Below are 22,582 nucleotides of genomic sequence, written 5' to 3' on the forward strand. Positions count from 1 at the left end.
CCCTTTAGCCTGTAGCAAAGGTGGCCTATCGTACTGAGGGCCTGTGTTGATCACCACTGGAATATGGTTTTAGACGGAATGTTGTGGTTATTACTACATTTGGCCTTGAGTAACGCCTTTAAAAAAGGTATTTGTAGCCTAACTTGATAAAAGAACCAACATTATGCTCTCGATTACGGTTGAACCGTGCACTTTTGCGTTGTTTGGCGCCTTGGGTGACCTGGCGGTACGCAAACTGTTTCCTGCGTTGTACCAGCTTGATCGAGCTGGACTGCTGCATGCCGAGACCCGAATTATTGCGTTGGCCCGTGAGCCCGGCACTCCTGAAGAGCACCTGGCCTACATTGACAAAAGCCTGCGTCGCTTCGTCCCCGAGGCGCAGCTTGAGACCGAACACGTGGAGCGTTTTCAGGCCCGCCTGAGTTACCTGCACGTAGACTTCCTCAAGGGCGAGGACTATGTCGCGCTCGCTGAAGCCGTGGGCGACGCGCCGACCATGATTGCCTACTTCGCCACCCCGGCGTCGGTCTACGGCGCCATTTGCGAGAACCTGGCGCTGGTTGGCCTTACCGATCGCACCCGCGCCGTGCTGGAAAAACCTATCGGGCACGACCTCGCATCGTCGCGTCGCGTCAACGATGCCGTTGCCGAGTTCCTGCCCGAAAACCGCGTTTACCGGATCGACCATTACCTGGGCAAGGACACGGTGCAAAACCTTATTGCCCTGCGCTTTGCCAACAGCCTGTTCGAGACCCAGTGGAACCAGAATCACATCTCCCACGTGGAGATCACCGTGGCGGAGAAGGTCGGCATCGAGGGGCGTTGGGGCTATTTCGACCAGGCCGGTCAACTGCGCGACATGATTCAGAACCACCTGTTGCAGCTGCTGTGCCTGATTGCGATGGACCCGCCCAGCGATCTGTCCGCCGACAGCATCCGCGACGAGAAGGTGAAAGTCCTCAAGGCCCTGGCGCCGTTTACCCCGGAGCGCCTGGCCACCCAAGTGGTACGCGGTCAATACATCGCCGGCTACAGCGACGGCAAACCAGTGCCGGGCTACCTGGAAGAAGAAAACTCCAACACCCAGAGCGACACCGAAACGTTTGTCGCCATTCGTGCCGACATCCGCAACTGGCGCTGGTCGGGCGTGCCGTTCTACCTGCGAACTGGCAAGCGCATGCCGCAGAAGCTGTCGCAGATCGTGATCCACTTCAAAGAGCCGCCGCACTACATTTTCGCGCCTGAGCAGCGGTTGCAGATCAGCAATCGCCTGATCATCCGCCTGCAGCCTGATGAAGGCATTTCGCTGCAAGTGATGACCAAAGATCAGGGGCTGGACAAGGGCATGCAGCTGCGCAGCAATCCCTTGCAGCTGAGCTTCTCTGATGCCTACCGCAGCGCCCGTGTTCCGGACGCCTACGAGCGGTTGCTGCTGGAGGTCATGCGTGGCAATCAAAACCTGTTTGTCCGCAAAGATGAAATCGAATACGCATGGCAATGGTGCGACCAGCTGATTTCAGGCTGGAAAAAGGCAGGCGATGCGCCCAAGCCTTACCCCGCAGGTTCTTGGGGCCCAATGAGCTCCATTGCTTTGATTACGCGTGACGGGAGGTCCTGGTATGGCGATATGTGATCTTGAATTTCCGGCGGGTCTGAAGGCCCACGAATTCGATAACCCTGAAGTGCTGGCGAACGCGCTGGCTGAGTACGTGGCTGAGCGTCTGAGCGCTGCGATTTCCAGCAACCCCCATGGCACGGCCACGCTGGTGGTCTCGGGCGGCAAAAGCCCTGTGACGTTCTTCAAGGCGCTGGCGCAGAAGCCGCTCGAGTGGTCGAAAGTCTGGGTGAGTCTGGCTGACGAGCGCTGGGTACCGACCGAACACGCCGACAGCAATGCCGGGCTGCTCCAGCGCTTCCTCTTGCAAGGGCCTGCCGCCGAGGCGAGCTTTTTCAGCCTGTATCGCCCGACCACTACGGTGGATGAAGCCGCCGCGGCCACCGACGAAGCGCTCAAGGGGCTGCCGAAGATTGATGTGCTGATACTGGGCATGGGCGATGACGGCCACACCGCGTCGCTATTCCCTGACAGCCCGCATCTGGCCGAGGCGCTGAGCCTGGACAGTGGGCGTCGTTGCCTGCCCATGCTCGCACCGACTGTCCCGCATCAGCGCCTGACCATGACGCGTCCGGTGCTGGCGTCGGCAACGACCAAAATCCTGTCCGTTTCCGGCCAGGCCAAACTCGACACACTGCGCGCTGCCCTGGCCGGCGATGACCTTGCCAAAATGCCGGTGCGTGCGTTCCTCAACCCGTCTCTAGAGATTTACTGGTGCCCATAAGCAAAGGATCAGCCGCCATGGAAAATACCCACGTGAAACAGCCGTTGAACAGCATGGCGAGCAAGATTGCCCAGATCGACGCACTCTGCGCGAAAGCGAAGATTCTCCCGGTCATCACCATTGCCCGCGAACAGGATGTCCTGCCGCTGGCGGATGCCCTGGCCGCCGGGGGCTTGAACGCGCTGGAAATCACCCTGCGCTCCGAGTTCGGGCTCAAGGCGATTCGCATGCTGCGTGATGCACGTCCGGAGCTGAGCGTCGGCGCCGGTACCATTCTCGACCGCCACATGCTCAAGGCGGCCGAAGAGGCCGGTTCGCAGTTCATCGTCACCCCGGGCAGCACGCAGGATCTGCTGGAAACCGGCGCGCTGAGCGAATTGCCCTTGCTGCCGGGCATCAGCAGCGCTTCGGAAATCATGATCGGTTACGCCCTGGGTTATCGCCGCTTCAAGCTGTTCCCGGCGGAAATCAGTGGCGGTGTGGGCGCGATCAAGGCGCTGGGCGGACCATTCCCGGAGGTGCGTTTCTGCCCAACCGGCGGCGTCAGTGCGGCCAACCTGAAAAGCTACATGGCGCTGCCCAATGTGATGTGCGTCGGCGGCACCTGGATGATCGATAACGCGTGGGTGAAAAACGGCGACTGGCAGCGGATTACCGACGCCACCGCTGAAGCCATGGCGTTGTTCGACTGACGGCCAAGCTTGACCTTCGACAGCCTCCGTTCAAGAGGAGGCTGGTTAACTGTTGGACATGATCCGTTTATGGCGCCTTCGCGGGCGCGCTGCAGAAGTCGTTGTTGCATGGCTATTTAGCGGTGTTCCTTGGTCGGGAACGCCGTTTTTTTTCGTCGCTGATACGCGATACATATGTACCGCACAGGGAATGGCAGAAACGCATATCTTTGCCGCTCCTTTGTAGTTCGTTTCTCGACTGGATTTACGGCGCCTTGCTCATCAAGGCGCCGTCTTTTTTTCTGCCGCTTTATCGAAGGCTTCCATTCATGCACGCCCGGTCAGGCGGCCAGCGCTAGGCCAGCGCGCGAAGCGCTGCTACCAACTGGTCAACATCCTTTGCCGACGTGGTGAACCCCGGCGTGATGCGAATGCACGTCCCGCAGGCCGAACCTTCCCGTGTCACCGCGAAAATGCCGTGCTCATCCAGCAGACGCTTCACCATGAGTTCCTGATCGGCGTGACGGCTGAACCGAAATGACGTGATTCCGCAATACAGGCGTGGGTCGTCCGGCGTCAGCACCTCGATCCCTTCGATGGCACGTGCCTGCGTGACCCACAAGTCTCGCAAGTAGGCCAAGCGCGCGCCTTTGGCCCGTGCGCCCCCCACGGCGCGGTGGTCGGCAAACACTTTGGGCAGGGTCATCAGGGCCGGAATGTTGGGCGTCCCGTAAGGCACACGCCCGAGGATATCGTCCATGCCGTAGCGTTCGTCTGCCATGTCGGGGTCGATGGCGCTCAGGCGCTCGTGCTTCACGTAGATGAAACCCAGGCTCAGCGGTGCGCCAATCCATTTCTGCAGGTTAAAGCCTGCAAACGAAACGCCGAGGTCTGCGAGCTGAAAATCCAGCAGGCCCAACGCATGGGCACCGTCGAGAATGACCTCGATACCGTGCTCTCTGGCCAGCTCGGCGATCGCCTTCACCGGCATGACCAGGCCCGTGCGATGAGTGACGTAGGTCAGCGCCAGCAGCTTGAGTCGCGGGTGGGCGGCAAAGGCTTCGCGGTAAGTCTGCAGCAGCGCATCGTGGCTTGCCGGGTGCTGATGAGTGATTTCGATGACTTCCACGCCGCGATGCTTCGCCAGCCAGCGCATGCCGGTTTGCACGCTGTTGTAATCCAGATCGCTAATCAGCACCTGGTCGCCGGGAACCAGGCCGTTGTAGTTGCGAATCAACGCCTGCACCGACTCGGACGCGGAGCGGGTCAGGGCCACTTCGCGCGCCGGCACGTTCAACAGGTCGGCAAGGTCGGCGCGGATGGTCTCGCTGTCCTCGGTGTCGAACTTCTGCCGCACGTACACCGAGTTGCTGCGATTAACGTAGGCAAGGTTCTGTTCGTAGTCCTTCAGTGCCGCGCGGGTCATGCGCCCAAAATAGCCGTACTCGAAATTGACCGGTCCGGGCTCTACCTCGTACTGCGCCGCCACCTGCTGCCAGAACGTCTCGTCCCGAGCCTGTTCATCCGCCAGTTCCGTTGTTGCGTACGCAGTGCTGTTCATCAAGCGGCTCGCTCCAGTCAATAAATGTTCAGTCGAAACGTACAGGGGCCTTTGACCGTTCTGGACGCAGAGGCTCGCGAGGGCGCGTGCGCAGCGGATCGAGCAGTGCCGAGAGGCCGTTGTGATCGATCTCGTGCATCAACGCCAACAGACTGCCGAGCTCCCCGGCCGGAAAACCCTGACGGGCAAACCAGTTCAGGTAGTCCCCTGGCAGGTCCGCGAGCAGTCGGCCTTTGTATTTGCCGTAAGGCATGTCTCGGGTAACCAATAACTTGAGTTTCTCTGGATTCATCCAACAACCGCTTATCCGTTCGAGTGAACTTGGACGATACGTGCATTCTGCAATTGCTCAAACACACAGATCATGCAGAAAGCGCGGCGCCACTGTCGCTTGATATCGTTAACTCGTTGAAAAACAAGAAAATATCCAACCGAAAAAAACTGGCACGCACAGTGCAACATTCTCTTTATAGAGCGTTTCGTTAACCACTCTTTGATAAACCTGCCAGAAAGGAACCGCAAAATGTCGGATATCAACAAAGAAGCCATCTCTGTCCTGAATGACTTGATCGAGACCAGCATTGACGGTGAGAAAGGTTTTCACACTGCTGCTGAAGACATCAAGAACCCGGAAATCAAGGCTTACCTCCTTTCCCGTTCGTCCGAGTGCAAAACCGCTGTTGCTGAGCTTCAGGCCGAAGTTCGCACCCTGGGCGGCGACCCGGCAGATTCCTCTACCGTTGCGGGTGGCGCGCACCGTCTGTGGGTCGAGCTGAAAGCAGCCTTGACCGGCAAGAGCGACGAAGCCGTCCTCAACGAAGTTGAAACCGGTGAAGATCACGCTCTGAAGGCTTACAAAGAAGCCTCGCAGAAAGCTACCGAGAAGAACTTGCCTGTCAGCGTCACCAGCCTGATCCAGCGCCAGCTGCAAGGCGTACAGGCGAACCACGACAAGGTCAAAGCCCTGCGTGACACCGTCCGTGCTGCCAACAAGTAATTTGTAGCCGCTCGACAAAGACGCCAGCTAGTCTGGCGTTTTTTTATGCCTGCCGTTCGGCGGAGGGCGTGAGGTAAGGCTCCACCTCCACGCGATTGCGGCCGTTTTTCTTGGCTCGGTACAGGGCGCGGTCAGCGGCGTGAAAAAGCGGCTCGGGTACATCGTGGGAAATCGGTAAGTGCGTGGCGACGCCGATGCTGACGGTGATGGGCAGTGTGTCGTCACCGAACGGCGGGAGGGCTTCAATGGCCAGACGCAGCTTTTCGGCGAGAACGCAGGCCCCGGTTTTGTTGGTTTCAGGGAGCACCACCATGAACTCCTCGCCGCCGTAACGCGCGGCCAGATCGCCCGGTCTGCGAATGCTGGCGGCCAGCGCCTGGGCGACACTGCGCAGTGCGACGTCGCCGCCGTGATGCCCATGCCGATCGTTAAAGGCCTTGAAGTGGTCCACATCAATCATCAGCAACGCCAAAGGCTGTCCCGAACGCATCCCGCGTGCCCATTCCTGCTTGAGTGCCTGATCAAGGCTGCGCCGATTGGCCAGGCCGGTAAGCCCGTCCGTGGCCGCCAGCCCTGCCAGCTCGCGTTCGGCATGCTGGCGCAGTTGCAATTGGCGGCCCAAGAGCCATGAAAGCCAGAGGATGCCGATGCACAGCAAACCCGTAGCCCCTGCCACCAGCATCGCGTTGCGTTTCCACACGGCGTAGACGTCGTCCCGCGACTGAGCCACAACGACGATTAACGGCAGGTCGCCAACGCGTGAGAACGTGTAGAGCCGGTTGGCGCCGTCGAGCTCGGACACCGCTGCGAAGCTGCCATTGACCTCACTCAGGATACGTTTGAAGTTGGGGCGCATGCTGAAGTTCTGGCCAACAAAAGTCCGGTTGTTGTCGCCGGGTTGGCGGGCTAGGAGCACGCCTTCGGCGCTGAGCAGGTTGACGGTGCTGGTGGGGCCGATGTCCAGCGTACGAAACAGCTGGTCGAAGTACGACAATCGCATCGATGCACTGGCGATGCCGACGAACTGGCCGTTGTCGGAGGGAAGGCGGCGACTGAAGCTGATGCACAGGTCCTTGAAGCCCCAGCGCGACAAATACGGTCCATCAACCTGCAGCGCGAGTGAATCGCTCTCTCGTTGCTTCTGGAAGCCCGGACGATCGGAAAAGTTGTCCGGGCGCGGTGTCGACGAAGTGGAGTCGGCGAGGATGCGCCCGGTTTCATCGAGCAGCACCAGGTCGCCCTTGTACGGCGCGGCTGTAGCGCGGTCGAAGAGCACCAGTTGCCGCAATTCCGGCGAGATGGTCATGATGTCGGGTCGTCGCCACGCGGCGATCAGGCCCTGAAGAGAGGTGTCGTACAGCTCGGCATTACGCTGCACGTCCGCGTCGATCAGTTGCACGACATTGTTCGCCGACCGCACGGCGGCTTCGTTCGCGGTGGCCAGCTCCCGAAACAGCAACCAGGTGACGATGGCCAGTATCGCGGCCACCGCCAAAGCGCTGCCCAGCATCAGCATCTTCTCGGACCCTGATCTGATCCCTCGCGAAAACGGAGGCATGGCGGTCAGTGGCATCGATCATCTCTGACGGGGGAGGGGAGGCGTTGCGCCGCGGTAACGCTTATTCGCCTTCGTCAAACTTGTTGTTGATCAGCTCTTGCAGGCCGTTCAGTGCAGCCTCTGCTTCGTCACCCTCAGTGGACAGATGGATCTCGGTCCCCTTGCCGGCAGCGAGCATCATGACGGCCATGATGCTCTTGCCGTCAACCATGGTTTCCGGTGTCCGGCCTACCCTGATCTGACACGGATACTTGCCGGCGACACCCACGAATTTGGCGGCGGCCCGGGCATGCAGGCCCAGCTTGTTGATGATGGTGATTTGTAGAGCGGGCATCGCGATGGAGGTCCTTTCAGCTTAGGTCGCGGTGGCGAACCTGAACATTCTTGAGCGATTGCTGCAACACCTGACCCAAGCGTTCGGTCAGGTAAACGGAGCGGTGGTGTCCGCCGGTGCAGCCAATGGCAATAGTGACGTAGGCGCGGTTGCTGGCGGCAAAGCGCGGCAACCATTTATTGAGGTACGAAAAGATGTCCTGGAACATTTCTTCGACATCCGGTTGGGCCGCGAGGTAATCGGCGACCGGCTTGTCGAGGCCCGACTGCTCGCGCAGCTCGGGCTTCCAGTAGGGATTGGGCAAACAACGGACATCGAATACCAGATCAGCGTCGACGGGCATGCCACGCTTGAAGCCAAAGGATTCGATGAGGAAGGCCGTACCCGGTTCGGGCTTGTTCAGCAGGCGCAGTTTAAGGATGTCGCGCAGCTGATAGAGATTCAGGTGCGTGGTGTCGACGGTCATGTCCGCCAGGTCGATGATCGGCCCAAGCAGGGTCTTCTCGTCACGAATCGCCTCGGCCAGCGAGCGCGTTGCCGTGCTCAGTGGGTGGCGACGGCGCGTTTCGGAAAAGCGCTTGAGCAGGGTTGATTCATCGGCGTCGAGAAACAGCACGTCGCACTGGATGTGCCGGGCCCGTACTTCGGCCAGCATCCGCGGAAAGCGGGTCAGGTGGCTTGGCAGGTTGCGCGCGTCAATGGACACCGCGAGAAGGGGTTCTGCCAGCTCGGTATTGATCAGCGCGCGCTCGGCGAGCTCCGGCAGCAGGCCGGCCGGCAAGTTGTCGACACAGTAAAAACCGCTGTCTTCAAGGACATCGAGGGCCGTGCTCTTGCCGGAGCCGGAGCGGCCGCTGACGATGATCATGCGCATGGTCAGTGACCGTTCTGGGCGACGAGCACGACGTCGTAGAGGTCTTGACTGGTTTTGGCGCCGCGCAACCGGCTGCGCACGTCGGCCTGGTCGAGCATGCTGGCGATCTGGCGCAGCAATTCCAGGTGAGCATCGGTAGCGGCTTCCGGGACCAGCAGTACGAACAGCAGGTCTACCGGTGCGCCGTCGATGGCGTCGAAATCTATGGGTTTTTCCAGGTGCAGGACGGCACTGACCGGCGTGGTGCAGCCCTTCAGGCGACAGTGAGGAATGGCGATGCCATTACCGAATCCGGTGGAGCCCAGTTTTTCACGGGCATAAAGGCTGTCGAACACCACCTGTTCGTCAAGAGCAGGTAATTCGCTCGCGATCAATTTGGCGATCTGGCGGAGAACGGCGATTTTACTGTCGCCTGGCACGTTCACGTGTGAACGGCCAGGGGTCAGGATATTTTCAAGTCGGATCATGGGAGGGGAGTGTCAGCGAGCAGTCGCGCCTTGCAGCAGACTTTGCTGTTTTTCCTTATGTTTTTTGAGTTGGCGGTCAAGCTTGTCGGCAAGCAGGTCAATGGCTGCGTACATATCGTCGTGTTCGGCGTTGGCAACCACTTCAGCGCCAGGAACGTGCAAGGTGGCTTCGATCTTCTGCTTGAGCTTCTCGACCTCCATGGTGACCTGCACATTCGTGATCTTGTCAAAGTGGCGTTCCAATCGGGCGAGTTTCTCGCCGATGTAAGTACGCAGAGGTTCAGTCACTTCCAGCTGGTGTCCACTGATGTTGACTTGCATACAGCTTCTCCTTCCTTGCCAGTGCATTAAGAGGCAGGCGTAATACCTGCCACCGGAACGCTTTGACGTGTGACCTTTACATCAGTCGCTTACGTTCACTGGACGGCGAGATCCCAAGGGATTCGCGGTACTTGGCGACTGTGCGACGGGCCACTTGAATGCCTTGTGCTTCCAGTAAACCAGCGATCTTGCTGTCACTCAACGGCTTTTTCTGATTTTCCGCGGCGACCAGTTTTTTGATGATCGCGCGAATCGCCGTGGACGAGCATTCGCCGCCTTCCGAGGTGCTGACGTGGCTGGAAAAGAAATATTTGAGTTCGTAGATCCCGCGCGGGGTGTGCATGAACTTTTGCGTGGTCACGCGGGAAATCGTTGATTCATGCATGCCGACCGCTTCAGCGATGTCATGCAGAACCAGCGGCTTCATCGCTTCATCTCCGTACTCGAGGAAGCCTCGCTGATGCTCGACGATTTGCGTGGCCACCTTCATCAGCGTTTCGTTGCGGCTCTGCAGGCTCTTGATGAACCAGCGCGCCTCTTGCAGTTGATTTCGCATGAAGGTGTTGTCGGCACTGGTATCGGCGCGACGCACAAAGCCTGCGTACTGCGGATTAACCCGCAGGCGCGGCACGGATTCCTGGTTAAGCTCTACCAGCCATCGCTCGTTGTCCTTGCGCACGATGACGTCAGGTACGACGTATTCGGGTTCGCTCGATTCAATCTGCGAGCCGGGGCGTGGGTTCAGGCTCTGGACCAGCTCGATGACCTGGCGCAGGTCGTCTTCCTTGAGCTTCATGCGGCGCATCAGTTGCGCATAGTCGCGGCTGCCCAGCAGATCGATATAGTCGCTGACCAGCTTCTGCGCTTCCGCCAGCCACCGGGTTTTAACCGGCAACTGACGAAGCTGCAACATCAGGCATTCGCTGAGGTTGCGGGCGCCAATACCGGCAGGCTCGAATTGCTGGATGCGGTGCAGAACGGCTTCGATTTCGTCCAGCTCGATGTCGAGCTCGGGATCAAAGGCGTCGAGCAGTTCTTCCAGCGTTTCGTCGAGATAGCCCTGATTGTTGATGCAGTCGATCAGGGTCACGGCGATCAGGCGATCGGTGTCCGACATCGGCGCCAGGTTCAGCTGCCACAGCAAGTGGCTTTGCAGGCTCTCGCCGACGGATGTGCGAGTGGTGAAATCCCACTCGTCATCGTCATTGCTGGGCAGGCTGCTCGCGCTGGTCTGATAGACGTCTTCCCATGCGGTGTCGACGGGCAGCTCGTTGGGAATGCGTTCGTTCCAGTCGCCCTCTTCCAGATTGTCGACAGTAGGCGCCGACTCCTGGTACGTGGGTTCCTGAACATCAGCGTTGGGCTTTTGCTCTACGTTATCGGCCAGCGGGTCGGCGTTATCGAAATCGTCGCCTTCCTCCTGCCGTTCCAGCATGGGGTTTGACTCCAGCGCCTCCTGAATCTCCTGTTGGAGGTCCAGCGTAGACAGTTGGAGCAAGCGGATTGCCTGTTGCAGCTGCGGTGTCATCGTCAGCTGCTGGCCCATTCTCAAGACTAGCGAAGGTTTCATGGCAGGGCTTAACACCTTATTCGCCGGCGCACTCAGCGCCATTTACTACCAGAGCGCCGGGGCGCCAACTTAAGCAAATTATATGCCTGAAGCCGGAGGGTTTGCCTAGAGTGTGATGACAATTAAAAAACGAGGTCGGCGATGGCGCACGTGGCGTGAGCCCGGACGACCTCTTGTCGTCACGGCAATTACAGGCGGAACTCGTGACCCAGATAGACTTCTTTGACCAGCTGGTTGGCCAGGATGGATTCGGCGTCGCCCTCGGCAATCAGCTGCCCATCGTTGACGATGTAAGCTGTTTCGCAGATATCCAGCGTCTCACGCACGTTGTGGTCTGTGATCAAAACGCCGATCCCCTTGGCTTTGAGGTGGTGAATGATCTGCTTGATGTCGCCTACGGAAATAGGGTCGACACCGGCGAAGGGTTCGTCGAGCAGGATGAACTTCGGTGAGGTAGCCAGCGCACGTGCGATTTCCACACGACGACGCTCACCGCCCGACAGGCTCATGCCCAGGTTGTCGCGAATATGGGTGATGTGGAATTCCTGCAGCAGGCTTTCCAGTTCCTTGCGGCGCGCCGCGCGGTCGAGCTCCTTGCGGGTCTCCAGGATCGCCATGATGTTGTCCGACACCGACAGCTTGCGGAAGATCGATGCTTCCTGCGGCAGGTAGCCAATGCCGGCGCGCGCGCGGCCGTGCATCGGTTGGTGGCTCACGTCCTGATCGTCGATCAATACGCGACCCTGGTCGGCCTGAACCAGGCCGACGATCATGTAAAAGCACGTGGTCTTGCCCGCACCGTTGGGGCCGAGCAGGCCGACGATCTGGCCGCTCTCGATGGACAGGCTGACGTCACGGACGACCTGACGGCTTTTATAGGCCTTGGCCAGGTGTTGGGCTTTCAGCGTTGCCATTACTGGGCCTTCTGCTGGTCGGTTTTCTTTTTCGGCTGGATGACCATGTCGATGCGTGGGCGCGGGGCGGTGACTTTGGTGCCATTGGCACGACCGGCGTTCACAACCTGCTTGACGGTGTCATAGACGATTTTCTCGCCTTCGGACGTGTTGCCGTCGTTGACCACTTTGGCCTTGTCGATCAGCACGATGCGGTTTTGGGCCGCGAAGTACTGGATCGTGACGCCCCAGGCCTGAACGATCGGCTTGTCCACCGATGGCTTCTGTTCGTAGTAGGCGAGGTTGCCCACCGACGTGAAGACGTCCACGTCACCTTGCGGTGTGCGGGTGATGGTCACGGTGTTGCCGGTGATCTTCATCGTGCCCTGGGTAATGATGACATTACCTCTATAAGTGGCGATACCTTGCTTGTCGTCCAGCTGCGCGTCATCGGACTGGATGTGGATGGGTTGATCGCGATCCGTCGGCAGAGACCAGGCGCTCGCGCTTCCCAGTGCTGCGCCCAGGCCGAGCAAAAAAGGAAGGGTTTTAACGAGCCTCATACTGTCCTCTTACGTTGGATAGCAGGTTCATCCTGCTTTCTTTCAGATACGCTTTCATGCCCGTGCCGGTCGTCACACCGCCAAGACCGTCGATTCTAACGGGTTGGGCTGTCTCCGCATATTGCTTCTGCGGGAATACAGTCATGCGGCTGCTGGTGATGATGGTGGTGCGGTCCTTTTCGTCGGTGCGGTTGATGCGCACCGAGTCGATCAACTCGACGTGATCGCCCCCTGGCGACACTTCGGCGCGAACGCTCTGCACGTGCCAGGGGAATGTCGAGCCTCGGTACATCTCCAGCACCGGCGTGGTCATCAGGGTGACGTCGGTGGCTTTCAAGTGCTCGACCCTGTCCGCGGTCATGTCGTATTGCAGGGTCCCGTCGGGCAGGTATTGAAGGGTGTGAGCGTTGGTCGCGTAATAATCCACGGCGCTCTCGTCTACCGCAGCCTTGGGTTGATCCAGGAAGCTTTCCGGGCTGACGTTCCAGTAACCGACGGCGGCCAGCAGCAGCGCCAGCACACCGAACAGCAGAAACGTACGAAACTTTTTGCTCAGCATAATTGCACTTCTATAGGTAGGCGGCATGTGCCGCTTCGAGGTTGCCCTGAGCGCTCAGGATCAGCTCGCAGAATTCGCGGGCAGCGCCTTCGCCACCCCGTGCTTGAGTAATGCCATGCGCGTGCTCGCGAACGAAGCTGGCGGCATTGGCCACGGCCATGCCCAGGCCGACCCGGCGGATGACCGGCAGATCGGGGAGGTCGTCACCCAAATACGCGACTTGGTCGTAGCTTAGATTCAGTTGCTGCAATAGCTCGTCCAGCACCACGAGTTTGTCCTCGCGGCCCTGATAAAGGTGCGCAATGCCGAGGTTCCTGGCGCGCCGCTCAACCACGGGGGTCTTGCGCCCGCTGATGATCGCGGTGGTGACGCCCGAGTTGATGAGCATCTTGATGCCCTGGCCGTCGAGCGTATTAAACGTCTTGAACTCGCTGCCGTCTTCGAGGAAATACAGGCGTCCATCGGTCAGTACGCCATCGACGTCGAAGATCGCCAGTTTGATGTTCTTGCCACGTTGCATCAGGTCATTCATATCGGCGCTCATTTACATGACGCCTGCGCGGAGCAGGTCTTGAAGGTTGAACGCGCCAACCGGGCGATCGTTCTCGTCGACCACGATGAGTGCGCCGATTTTGTTGTCTTCCATGATTTTCAACGCTTCGGCCGCGAGCATTTCCGGGCGCACGGTCTTGCCGTGCACGGTCATGACTTCATCGATGGTCGCCTGGCGGATGTCGATCGCGCGGTCCAGCGTGCGACGCAGGTCACCGTCCGTAAAGATGCCGGCAAGGCGGCCGTCGCTTTCGAGGATGGCCGTCATGCCCAGCCCCTTGCGCGTCATCTCCATCAGCGAATCGCGAAGCGGGGTGCCGCGTGCCACTTGCGGCAGGTTGGCGCCAGTGTGCATGACATGCTCGACCTTCAACAGCAGCCGGCGACCCAGCGCACCGCCCGGGTGGGAAAACGCGAAATCCTCGGCGGTGAAGCCTCTGGCATCCAGCAGCGCAACCGCCAGGGCGTCGCCCATCACCAGCGCCGCGGTGGTGGAGGAGGTAGGCGCCAGATTCAACGGACAGGCTTCTTTCTCGACGCGTGCATTCAGATTCACGTCGGCGGCTTTGGCCAGCGTTGATTCGGGGTTGCCGGTAAGGCTGATCATCTTGATGCCCAAACGCTTGATCAGCGGAAGCAGCGTGACGATCTCGGCGGTGGTACCGGAATTGGACAACGCCAGAATGATGTCGGCGCTGGTGATCATGCCCATGTCGCCGTGGCTGGCCTCGGCCGGGTGCACGAAAAACGACGGGGTGCCGGTGCTCGCCAGGGTCGCGGCGATCTTCTTGCCGATGTGTCCCGACTTGCCCATGCCGACCACGACGACCCGGCCCTGACTGCCCAGGATCATGTCGCAGGCGCTGACGAAATCGGCATTGATATGCGCGAGCAAACCTTCCACGGCTTCTATTTCAAGGCGGATGGTGCTCTGTGCCGATTCAATCAGATTGCGGGCAGTGGACATGTCGGAAGGGGTCGCTTGGTGAAAAGCCGGGGATTATAGCGGCAATGTTCAAAAGCCTCACGCTTCATCGTTGCTGTTTGTTTAATGAACGGAAAGGTCCTTCAGCAACTCCCTGATAAAGGCGGTCGAGGGTTACGAAAAATCCACACCCTCCTTAAACCCGGCTTTGTTTGCGACTTGACACGTTGAAGCTTGGGCGGTGTACGACAGCGGTGGTATAGTCCGCCGCTTGTTCGGCCCCTCCAAAAGTGTGTCGTTCGTGAAGAACGCGGCATCTGAGAGACAGGTTGCATCGCAAGGAGTTTAGATGAGTGCCGATAACGCCTACGCGGTCGAGCTGAAGGGCGTTTCCTTCAAGCGCGGTACGCGCAGCATCTTCAATAACGTGGACATCCGCATCCCCCGGGGCAAAGTCACCGGTATCATGGGGCCGTCGGGCAGTGGTAAAACCACCCTGCTGCGGTTGATGGGAGCACAATTGCGTCCGAGCGCAGGCGAAGTCTGGGTCAACAACCAGAATTTGCCAAAGCTCTCGCGCAGCGATCTTTTCGATGCGCGCAAGCAGATGGGCGTGCTCTTTCAGAGCGGTGCACTGTTCACCGACCTCGATGTTTTCGAAAACGTAGCGTTTCCGCTGCGGGTTCATACCAAATTGCCTGAAGACATGATTCGCGACATCGTCCTGCTGAAACTGCAGGCGGTCGGGCTTCGTGGCGCAGTCGAGTTGATGCCGGATGAACTCTCGGGCGGCATGAAACGCCGTGTTGCACTGGCCCGCGCCATCGCGCTGGATCCCCAGATCCTCATGTACGACGAACCCTTCGTAGGCCAGGACCCGATCGCCATGGGCGTGCTTGTCCGGCTAATCCGGCTGCTGAACGATGCCCTGGGTATCACCAGCATCGTGGTCTCCCATGACCTGGCCGAGACCGCGAGCATCGCCGACTACTTATACGTCGTCGGTGACGGTCAGGTGTTGGGGCAGGGCACGCCGCAAGAACTGATGGAGTCGGATAACCCTCGTATACGTCAGTTCATGACGGGTGACCCCGACGGGCCGGTGCCTTTCCATTATCCGGCGCCGGATTATCGCGACGATCTTTTGGGGAAGCGCTGATGCGCAAAAAGTCATTCATGGATCGCGTGCGCCTGATGGGGCGTTCGGTGATCGATATAGTTGCAGTGCTGGGTCGTTCAGGGATTTTTCTGGTTCATGCGTTGCTGGGCCGCGGCGGTATCGGCGGCGGTTTTCAGCTGCTGGTTCGTCAGCTGCACTCGGTGGGGGTCATGTCCCTGGCAATCATCGTCGTGTCCGGCGTGTTCATCGGCATGGTGCTGGCGTTGCAAGGTTTCAGCATTCTGGCCAAGTACGGCTCCGAGCAAGCGGTAGGGCAGATGGTTGCCCTGACGTTGTTGCGTGAACTCGGTCCAGTGGTCACGGCTCTACTGTTCGCTGGCCGCGCAGGCTCTGCACTGACGGCGGAAATCGGCAACATGAAATCCACCGAGCAGCTTTCCAGTCTCGAGATGATTGGCGTTGACCCGCTCAAATACATCGTGGCGCCACGTCTGTGGGCAGGCTTCATCTCGCTCCCGGTACTGGCGCTGATTTTCAGCGTGGTGGGCATCTGGGGCGGCTCGTGGGTGGCAGTCGACTGGCTGGGCGTCTACGAAGGCTCTTTCTGGGCCAACATGCAGAACAGCGTTTCGTTTTCCGATGATGTAATCAACGGTGTCATCAAGAGCGTCGTGTTCGCTTTTGTCGTCACCTGGATTGCCGTGTTCCAGGGCTACGACTGCGAGCCCACGTCCGAAGGGATCAGTCGGGCCACGACCAAAACCGTGGTCTACGCCTCGTTGGCCGTATTGGGCCTGGACTTTATTTTGACCGCCTTGATGTTTGGAGACTTCTGATGCAAAACCGCACCCTCGAAACCGGTGTAGGCCTGTTTCTGCTGGCCGGGATTCTGGCTTTGCTCCTGCTCGCCCTGCGCGTCAGCGGTCTGAGCGCCAGCGCGACCAATGACAGTTATAAACTTTACGCAAATTTCGACAATATCGCCGGTTTGACTGTCAGAGCGAAAGTGACCATGGCCGGTGTGACCATCGGCAAGGTCACCGCAATCGATCTGGATCACGATACCTTCACAGGGCGCGTGACGATGGAAGTGGATAAGCGGGTCAACAACCTGCCTGTGGATTCCACGGCTTCCATCCTGACCGCAGGCCTGCTCGGTGAAAAATACGTCGGCATCAGTGTCGGCGGCGATGACCAGCAGCTGAAAGACGGCGGCGTCATCCACGACACCCAGTCCTCGTTGGTACTCGAAGACCTGATCGGTAAATTCCTGCTCAATTCAGTGGGCAAAGACGCCAAATGAGGAGTTTTTTCATGATCTCGATTCTGCGCCGTGGCCTTCTGGTGCTGCTGGCCGCCCTGCCTTTGTTTGCCAACGCAGCAGCGTCCGATGCAACCGCCCACGACCTGGTTGATAGCACCACCAAGCAACTGCTGGCTGACCTGTCCGCCAACAAGGAAACCTACAAGTCCAACCCGCAAGCTTTCTACGATGCACTTAACGGCATCGTCGGGCCGGTCATCGACGCTGACGGCATTTCGAAAAGCATCATGACGGTGAAGTACTCGCGCAACGCCACTCCTGCGCAGATGCAACGCTTCCAGGAAAACTTCAAGCGCAGCCTGATTCAGTTCTATGGCAACGCGCTGCTCGAATACAACAACCAGGGCATCACCGTTTCCCCTGCCAAGCAAGAGGCGGCTGACCGCACGTCCGTCGATATGTCGGTCAAAGGCAATAACGGTGCGGTTTACCCTGTTTCCTACACCCTCGTGAAAATCGGCGGTGAGTGGAAAGTGCGCAACGTCATCATCAACGGCATCAACATCGGCAAGCTGTTCCGCGACCAGTTCGCTGACGCCATGCAGCGCAACGGCAACAACCTGGACAAAACCATCGACGGCTGGGCGGGCGAAGTGGCCAAGGCCAAGCAGACGTCGGAAAGCTCCAGCGACAAGGTCGTCAAATGAGTCAAGCGTCCGTTACTGCCGCTGGCGGCGGGGAGTTGATGCTCTCTGGCGTAATCGACTATCGGACCGGCCCCGCCTTGCGTGAGCAGGGCGCGTCGCTGATCAAGGCGAGCACTGCCGCTGCGCTGACCCTGGATTGCACGGGCGTTGAGAAATCCAGCAGTGTGGGCCTGGCGTTGTTGCTTGCGTTCATGCGCGATGCGCAGGCGGCTGGCAAGTCACTGACCGTCCGGGCGTTGCCTGAGGACATGCAGGAAATTGCCCAGGTCTCCGGCCTGACCGAGTTGTTGCAACATCATTAATTGCTGTCATCGATAAAGCCCCTCGTCCGCCCCTTGCAAAGTAGGGTTCGCAACGAGAGGGCTTTTTTGTATGATGGCCGACCCGCGCGCGTAGTGCGCCGATTGAGGTTAAGCATGCAGGCCGTAGAAGTTAAAAGCTTCCTGGAAGCTAAGTTGCCAGACATCCAGGTCGAAGTTGAAGGCGAAGGCTGCAATTTTCAGCTGAACCTGATCAGCGACGAGCTGGCCGCACTGAGCCCGGTCAAGCGCCAGCAGCAGATCTACACGCATCTGAACCCATGGATCGCCGATGGCAGCATCCACGCGGTCACCATGAAATTTTTCAGCCGCGCTGCATGGGCCGAGCGCACCTGAGCCAAAATGGCGTCGAGATTCCAATGGATAAACTGATTATTACTGGCGGCATTCGTCTTGATGGCGAAATCCGCATCTCCGGGGCGAAAAACTCTGCCCTGCCGATTCTCGCAGCCACCTTGCTGGCTGACGGTCCTGTGACCGTCGCCAACCTCCCGCACCTGCACGACATCACCACGATGATCGAGCTGTTCGGTCGCATGGGCATCGAGCCGATCATCGACGAGAAGCTCAGCGTCGAAATCGACCCTCGCACCATCAAGACCCTTGTCGCGCCGTACGAACTGGTCAAGACCATGCGTGCGTCGATCCTCGTCCTGGGTCCTATGGTTGCCCGTTTCGGTGAAGCCGAAGTGGCCCTGCCTGGCGGATGCGCCATCGGTTCGCGTCCGGTTGATCTGCACATCCGTGGCCTTGAAGCCATGGGCGCGATCATCGACGTGGAAGGCGGTTACATCAAGGCCAAGGCCCCGGAAGGCGGTTTGCGCGGCGCGAACTTCTTCTTTGATACCGTGAGCGTGACCGGTACCGAGAACATCATGATGGCGGCTGCGCTGGCCAACGGTCGCAGCGTGCTGCAAAACGCTGCGCGTGAGCCTGAAGTCGTCGATCTGGCGAACTTCATCAACGCCATGGGCGGTAAAGTCTCTGGCGCCGGCACCGACACCATCACCATCGATGGCGTTGAACGCCTGGGTTCGGCGACGTATCGCGTCATGCCCGACCGTATCGAAACCGGCACTTACCTGGTGGCTGCAGCTGCAACCGGCGGCCGCGTGAAGCTCAAGGACACCGATCCGACCATTCTCGAAGCCGTTCTCGAGAAGCTGCGTGAGGCCGGCGCCGAAATCACCACCGGCAAAGACTGGATCGAACTGAACATGCACGGCAAGCGTCCGAAAGCCGTCAACGTGCGCACGGCGCCGTACCCGGCTTTCCCGACCGACATGCAGGCGCAGTTCATCTCGCTCAACGCGATCGCCGAGGGCACTGGCGCGGTCATCGAGACCATCTTCGAAAACCGCTTCATGCATGTGTATGAAATGCACCGCATGGGCGCGCAGATCCAGGTCGAAGGCAACACCGCGATCGTCACCGGTTGCACCAAGCTCAAGGGCGCGCCAGTGATGGCGACTGACCTGCGTGCTTCGGCGAGCCTGGTGATTTCGGCCCTGGTGGCCGAAGGCGATACGCTGATCGACCGCATCTACCACATCGACCGTGGTTACGAGTGCATCGAAGAAAAACTGCAGATGTTGGGCGCGAAGATCCGTCGCGTTCCGGGCTAGTCAGCCGCTGCGCGTTTGCCCGGGTCGATGTGATCGCCCGGGCGACGTGTCTGGCCAACGCGCCAAGACTTTCTGATTCGTTCACTCCGGTTTCTTGAGCCGGAGGTTGTCGGGCGCCAGTTGCGACCCGACACGCGCTGCTGATAAGGACTGACGTTTCCCATGTTGACCATCGCACTGTCCAAGGGCCGTATCCTCGACGACACCTTGCCGCTTCTCGCTGCGGCGGGCATCGTGCCGACCGAGAATCCGGACAAGAGCCGCAAGCTGATCATCCCGACGACCCAGGCCGACGTGCGCCTGTTGATCGTGCGTGCGACTGACGTGCCGACTTATGTCGAGCATGGCGCTGCGGATCTCGGCGTCGCGGGCAAGGACGTGCTCATGGAATATGGTGGCCAAGGGCTCTACGAGCCGCTCGACCTGCAGATTGCCCAGTGCAAGCTGATGACCGCAGGCGCGGTGGGCGCCGTTGAGCCCAAGGGCCGACTGCGCGTCGCGACCAAGTTCGTCAACGTCGCCAAGCGCTACTATGCCGAACAGGGCCGTCAGGTCGACATCATCAAGCTGTACGGCTCCATGGAGCTCGCACCGCTGGTGGGCCTGGCCGACAAGATCATCGACGTCGTCGACACCGGCAACACGCTGCGTGCCAATGGCCTGGAACCCCAGGACATGATTGCTCACATCAGCTCGCGTCTGGTGGTCAACAAGGCATCGATGAAAATGCAGCACGCCCGTATTCAATCGCTGATCGACACCCTGCGCACCGCCGTGGAGTCGCGACACCGCGGTTGACTGCATCGCGTGACCCCGAACGGGTTCACGCCCCGCTATCCGTGTCATAGCCAAATTTCTCAGGTGCCCGCGCGGATGGCTTGCTAGCTTAGGCATCTGCCTATCCGCTGCACGATAAAATCGCCACCTGAGAGATCGCCATCATTGAGGCCCACGCTATGACCACTTCCAACGCTATTCGCCGACTCAACGCTGCCGATCCGGATTTCGCCCGTCATCTGGACCATCTGCTGAGCTGGGAAAGTGTGTCTGACGACTCGGTCAATGAGCGTGTGCTGGACATCATCAAAAACGTGCGCGAGCGCGGCGATGCGGCGTTGGTGGAGTACACCCGCCGTTTTGACGGCCTGGACGTGGCGTCGATGGCGGACCTGATTCTGCCGCGCGAGCGTCTGGAGCTGGCGCTGACCCGCATCACACCCGCCCAGCGCCAGGCGCTTGAGAAGGCGGCCGACCGCGTGCGCAGTTACCACGAGCGGCAAAAGCAGGATTCCTGGAGCTACACCGAGGCCGACGGCACCGTGCTCGGCCAGAAGGTCACGCCGCTGGACCGCGCCGGGTTATACGTGCCGGGCGGTAAAGCCTCTTACCCTTCCTCGGTATTGATGAACGCCATTCCGGCCAAAGTGGCCGGTGTGGGTGAAGTGGTCATGGTGGTGCCGACCCCCCGCGGTGAGCTCAACGAACTGGTGCTGGCGGCGGCCTGCATCGCCGGCGTCGACCGGGTATTTACCATCGGCGGCGCGCAGGCAGTAGCGGCGCTGGCCTATGGCACCGAAAGCGTTCCGCAGGTGGACAAGGTCGTCGGCCCGGGCAACATCTATGTGGCCACCGCCAAGCGTCACGTCTTTGGTCAAGTGGGCATCGACATGATCGCCGGTCCGTCGGAGATTCTGGTGGTGTGCGACGGCCAGACCGATCCGGACTGGATCGCCATGGACCTGTTTTCCCAGGCCGAGCACGACGAAGACGCCCAGGCGATTCTGGTCAGCCCGGATGCCGATTTCCTTGATCGTGTCGCGGCCAGCATCGCCAGGCTCATGCCGACCATGGAGCGCGCTGAAATCATCCAGACCTCTATCAATGGCCGCGGCGCCTTGATCAAGGTCGCTGACATGAATCAGGCGATTGAAGTCGCCAACCGCATCGCGCCGGAGCACCTGGAGTTGTCGGTGGCTGATCCTGAAGCCTGGCTGCCGCAGATTCGCCACGCAGGTGCGATCTTCATGGGCCGCCACACGTCCGAAGCGCTGGGCGACTACTGCGCCGGCCCCAACCACGTGCTGCCCACCTCGGGCACCGCAAGGTTCTCGTCGCCGCTGGGCGTATACGATTTCCAGAAACGCTCTTCAATCATTTTCTGCTCGGAGCAGGGCGCGTCCGAGCTGGGCAAGACGGCCTCGGTGCTGGCACGCGGCGAGTCGTTGACCGCCCACGCTCGCAGCGCTGAATACCGCATCGTCGACACCGAACAAGAGGGCAAGCAGGCATGAGCAAATTCTGGAGTCCCTTCGTCAACGACCTGGTGCCCTATGTCCCGGGCGAGCAGCCCAAGCTGACCAAGCTGGTCAAGCTCAACACCAACGAGAACCCTTACGGCCCCTCGCCCAAGGCGATCGAGGCGATGCGTGCCGCGGTCGGTGACGACCTGCGTCTGTATCCAGACCCCAACAGTGACCTGCTCAAGCAGGCGGTGGCGCGTTATTACGGCGTTGAGCCCAGTCATGTATTCCTGGGCAACGGCTCGGACGAGGTGTTGGCCCACGCCTACAACGCTTTCTTCAAGCACGATAAACCGCTGCTGTTTCCGGACATCAGCTACAGCTTCTATCCGGTTTACTGCGGGTTGTATGGCGTTAGGTACGAAGCGGTGCCGCTGGACGCGCAGTTCCAGATTCGCGTCGAAGACTACGCACGCCCCAATGGCGGCATTATCTTCCCGAACCCGAACGCACCCACCGGCTGTCTGTTGGCCCTTGATGCGGTCGAGCAAATCCTCAGGAACAGCCCGGATTCAGTGGTGATCGTCGACGAGGCCTATATCGACTTCGGCGGCGAAACCGCGATCAGTCTGGTGGACCGCTATCCAAACCTGCTGGTCACCCAGACGCTGTCCAAATCGCGCTCCCTCGCCGGCTTGCGCGTGGGCCTCGCGGTAGGGCATCCGGACCTGATCGAAGCGCTGGAGCGCGTCAAGAACAGCTTCAACTCGTACCCGCTGGACCGCATGGCGATCGTGGGCGCGGCCGCGGCGTTCGATGACCGTGAGCATTTCGAGAGCACCTGCCAGCGAGTCATCGCCAGCCGTGAAGCGCTGGTCGAGCAGTTGCAGGGCAAGGGCTTTGAGGTGCTGCCATCGGCGGCGAACTTCATCTTCGCCCGCCACCCGCAGCATGACGCGGCCGGTCTGGCGGCGAAGGTGCGCGAGCAGGGCGTAATCGTGCGTCACTTCAAACAGGAACGCATCGCGCAATTCCTGCGCATCACCATCGGTACGCCTGAACAGAATCAGGCGTTGGTCGATGCATTGGGCGACTTGTCCAACTGAGTCGAAGGCTGCTCAG

General features: G+C 59.8%; 27 protein-coding genes. 14 read left to right on the forward strand and 13 right to left on the reverse strand.

Annotated elements, in window-relative coordinates:
• Window positions 1-163: 163 nt before the first annotated feature.
• The 3 genes from zwf to VF672_RS03115 are packed head-to-tail and all read left to right on the forward strand — an operon-like array spanning window position 164 to window position 3,031.
• A complete protein-coding gene (zwf, locus tag VF672_RS03105) occupies window positions 164-1,633 on the forward strand; it encodes a glucose-6-phosphate dehydrogenase (RefSeq protein WP_331101345.1) in 1,470 nt (489 codons plus the stop codon).
• Window positions 1,620-2,339: a 6-phosphogluconolactonase gene (gene pgl, locus VF672_RS03110; RefSeq protein ID WP_331101347.1), complete on the forward strand. Its 720-nt coding sequence runs from the start codon at window positions 1,620-1,622 to the stop codon at window positions 2,337-2,339. Before zwf ends, pgl begins: the two co-directional genes overlap by 14 nt.
• A 17-nt stretch (window positions 2,340-2,356) precedes the next feature.
• Window positions 2,357-3,031: a bifunctional 4-hydroxy-2-oxoglutarate aldolase/2-dehydro-3-deoxy-phosphogluconate aldolase gene (locus VF672_RS03115; RefSeq protein WP_331101349.1), complete on the forward strand. Its 675-nt coding sequence runs from the start codon at window positions 2,357-2,359 to the stop codon at window positions 3,029-3,031.
• Window positions 3,032-3,365: 334 nt separating this feature from the next.
• Here the strand turns inward: VF672_RS03115 and VF672_RS03120 are convergent, their stop codons facing one another.
• On the reverse strand, window positions 3,366-4,571 hold the full coding sequence (locus VF672_RS03120; RefSeq protein ID WP_331101351.1) for an aminotransferase class V-fold PLP-dependent enzyme: 1,206 nt from the start codon (window positions 4,569-4,571) through the stop codon (window positions 3,366-3,368).
• 28 nt (window positions 4,572-4,599) lie between these two features.
• Complete coding sequence (locus VF672_RS03125; protein WP_331101353.1) at window positions 4,600-4,863, reverse strand: DUF3820 family protein; 264 nt, start codon at window positions 4,861-4,863, stop codon at window positions 4,600-4,602.
• A gap of 231 nt (window positions 4,864-5,094) precedes the next feature.
• Here VF672_RS03125 and VF672_RS03130 point away from each other — a divergent pair, with 231 nt between their 5' ends.
• Complete coding sequence (locus tag VF672_RS03130) at window positions 5,095-5,568, forward strand: PA2169 family four-helix-bundle protein (protein ID WP_331101355.1); 474 nt, start codon at window positions 5,095-5,097, stop codon at window positions 5,566-5,568.
• Between the two features lie 43 nt (window positions 5,569-5,611).
• On the opposite strand, the gene VF672_RS03135 is transcribed toward VF672_RS03130, so the two are convergent.
• From VF672_RS03135 to VF672_RS03185, 11 genes are all read right to left on the reverse strand, one after another.
• Window positions 5,612-7,084, reverse strand: a complete 1,473-nt coding sequence (locus VF672_RS03135) for a sensor domain-containing diguanylate cyclase (RefSeq protein ID WP_331101357.1) — start codon at window positions 7,082-7,084, stop codon at window positions 5,612-5,614.
• 103 nt (window positions 7,085-7,187) lie between these two features.
• Entirely contained in the window at window positions 7,188-7,460 is a 273-nt protein-coding gene (locus tag VF672_RS03140) for an HPr family phosphocarrier protein (RefSeq protein WP_331101359.1), read from the reverse strand.
• 16 nt (window positions 7,461-7,476) lie between these two features.
• Window positions 7,477-8,334 (reverse strand): RNase adapter RapZ, encoded by an 858-nt coding sequence (gene rapZ / locus VF672_RS03145; protein ID WP_331101361.1) that lies wholly within the window; start codon window positions 8,332-8,334, stop codon window positions 7,477-7,479.
• Window positions 8,335-8,336: 2 nt separating this feature from the next.
• On the reverse strand, window positions 8,337-8,801 hold the full coding sequence (gene ptsN / locus VF672_RS03150; protein WP_331101363.1) for a PTS IIA-like nitrogen regulatory protein PtsN: 465 nt from the start codon (window positions 8,799-8,801) through the stop codon (window positions 8,337-8,339).
• A 12-nt stretch (window positions 8,802-8,813) separates the two neighbouring features.
• Window positions 8,814-9,122 (reverse strand): ribosome hibernation-promoting factor, HPF/YfiA family, encoded by a 309-nt coding sequence (gene hpf, locus VF672_RS03155; protein WP_037014798.1) that lies wholly within the window; start codon window positions 9,120-9,122, stop codon window positions 8,814-8,816.
• A 76-nt stretch (window positions 9,123-9,198) separates the two neighbouring features.
• On the reverse strand, window positions 9,199-10,692 hold the full coding sequence (locus VF672_RS03160; protein ID WP_331101370.1) for an RNA polymerase factor sigma-54: 1,494 nt from the start codon (window positions 10,690-10,692) through the stop codon (window positions 9,199-9,201).
• 188 nt (window positions 10,693-10,880) lie between these two features.
• Entirely contained in the window at window positions 10,881-11,606 is a 726-nt protein-coding gene (lptB, locus tag VF672_RS03165) for an LPS export ABC transporter ATP-binding protein (protein WP_074884367.1), read from the reverse strand.
• On the reverse strand, window positions 11,606-12,148 hold the full coding sequence (gene lptA / locus VF672_RS03170) for a lipopolysaccharide transport periplasmic protein LptA (RefSeq protein WP_331101374.1): 543 nt from the start codon (window positions 12,146-12,148) through the stop codon (window positions 11,606-11,608). The genes lptB and lptA overlap by 1 nt, the downstream gene beginning before the upstream one ends.
• Window positions 12,135-12,707: an LPS export ABC transporter periplasmic protein LptC gene (gene lptC, locus VF672_RS03175; protein ID WP_331101378.1), complete on the reverse strand. Its 573-nt coding sequence runs from the start codon at window positions 12,705-12,707 to the stop codon at window positions 12,135-12,137. Before lptC ends, lptA begins: the two co-directional genes overlap by 14 nt.
• Before the next feature lie 10 nt (window positions 12,708-12,717).
• On the reverse strand, window positions 12,718-13,251 hold the full coding sequence (locus tag VF672_RS03180; RefSeq protein ID WP_331101380.1) for an HAD family hydrolase: 534 nt from the start codon (window positions 13,249-13,251) through the stop codon (window positions 12,718-12,720).
• Window positions 13,252-14,226 (reverse strand): KpsF/GutQ family sugar-phosphate isomerase, encoded by a 975-nt coding sequence (locus tag VF672_RS03185; protein ID WP_331101382.1) that lies wholly within the window; start codon window positions 14,224-14,226, stop codon window positions 13,252-13,254. It lies immediately after the preceding gene.
• 307 nt (window positions 14,227-14,533) lie between these two features.
• On the opposite strand from VF672_RS03185, the gene VF672_RS03190 reads away from it, so the two are divergent.
• From VF672_RS03190 to hisC, 10 genes are all read left to right on the forward strand, one after another.
• Entirely contained in the window at window positions 14,534-15,343 is an 810-nt protein-coding gene (locus VF672_RS03190) for an ATP-binding cassette domain-containing protein (protein WP_331101384.1), read from the forward strand.
• Window positions 15,343-16,140: a lipid asymmetry maintenance ABC transporter permease subunit MlaE gene (gene mlaE / locus VF672_RS03195; protein ID WP_331101386.1), complete on the forward strand. Its 798-nt coding sequence runs from the start codon at window positions 15,343-15,345 to the stop codon at window positions 16,138-16,140. The genes VF672_RS03190 and mlaE overlap by 1 nt, the downstream gene beginning before the upstream one ends.
• Window positions 16,140-16,607: an outer membrane lipid asymmetry maintenance protein MlaD gene (gene mlaD / locus VF672_RS03200; RefSeq protein ID WP_331101388.1), complete on the forward strand. Its 468-nt coding sequence runs from the start codon at window positions 16,140-16,142 to the stop codon at window positions 16,605-16,607. The genes mlaE and mlaD overlap by 1 nt, the downstream gene beginning before the upstream one ends.
• A gap of 11 nt (window positions 16,608-16,618) precedes the next feature.
• The gene (locus VF672_RS03205; RefSeq protein WP_331101390.1) at window positions 16,619-17,275 is read left to right on the forward strand and encodes an ABC transporter substrate-binding protein; all 657 of its coding nucleotides are present in this window, start codon (window positions 16,619-16,621) and stop codon (window positions 17,273-17,275) included.
• Window positions 17,272-17,577: an STAS domain-containing protein gene (locus VF672_RS03210; protein WP_331101392.1), complete on the forward strand. Its 306-nt coding sequence runs from the start codon at window positions 17,272-17,274 to the stop codon at window positions 17,575-17,577. Before VF672_RS03205 ends, VF672_RS03210 begins: the two co-directional genes overlap by 4 nt.
• A 114-nt stretch (window positions 17,578-17,691) precedes the next feature.
• Window positions 17,692-17,931 (forward strand): BolA family protein, encoded by a 240-nt coding sequence (locus VF672_RS03215; RefSeq protein ID WP_037014766.1) that lies wholly within the window; start codon window positions 17,692-17,694, stop codon window positions 17,929-17,931.
• A gap of 23 nt (window positions 17,932-17,954) precedes the next feature.
• Complete coding sequence (murA, locus tag VF672_RS03220; RefSeq protein ID WP_331101395.1) at window positions 17,955-19,220, forward strand: UDP-N-acetylglucosamine 1-carboxyvinyltransferase; 1,266 nt, start codon at window positions 17,955-17,957, stop codon at window positions 19,218-19,220.
• Between the two features lie 162 nt (window positions 19,221-19,382).
• The gene (hisG, locus tag VF672_RS03225; protein WP_065992096.1) at window positions 19,383-20,018 is read left to right on the forward strand and encodes an ATP phosphoribosyltransferase; all 636 of its coding nucleotides are present in this window, start codon (window positions 19,383-19,385) and stop codon (window positions 20,016-20,018) included.
• A 158-nt stretch (window positions 20,019-20,176) separates the two neighbouring features.
• Window positions 20,177-21,511, forward strand: a complete 1,335-nt coding sequence (gene hisD, locus VF672_RS03230) for a histidinol dehydrogenase (RefSeq protein ID WP_331101399.1) — start codon at window positions 20,177-20,179, stop codon at window positions 21,509-21,511.
• The gene (gene hisC, locus VF672_RS03235) at window positions 21,508-22,566 is read left to right on the forward strand and encodes a histidinol-phosphate transaminase (protein ID WP_331101401.1); all 1,059 of its coding nucleotides are present in this window, start codon (window positions 21,508-21,510) and stop codon (window positions 22,564-22,566) included. The genes hisD and hisC overlap by 4 nt, the downstream gene beginning before the upstream one ends.
• The last annotated feature ends 16 nt before the right edge of the window (window positions 22,567-22,582 follow it).

It is taken from the genome of Pseudomonas sp., from assembly GCF_036387035.1.
Taxonomy (GTDB): Bacteria; Pseudomonadota; Gammaproteobacteria; order Pseudomonadales; family Pseudomonadaceae; genus Aquipseudomonas.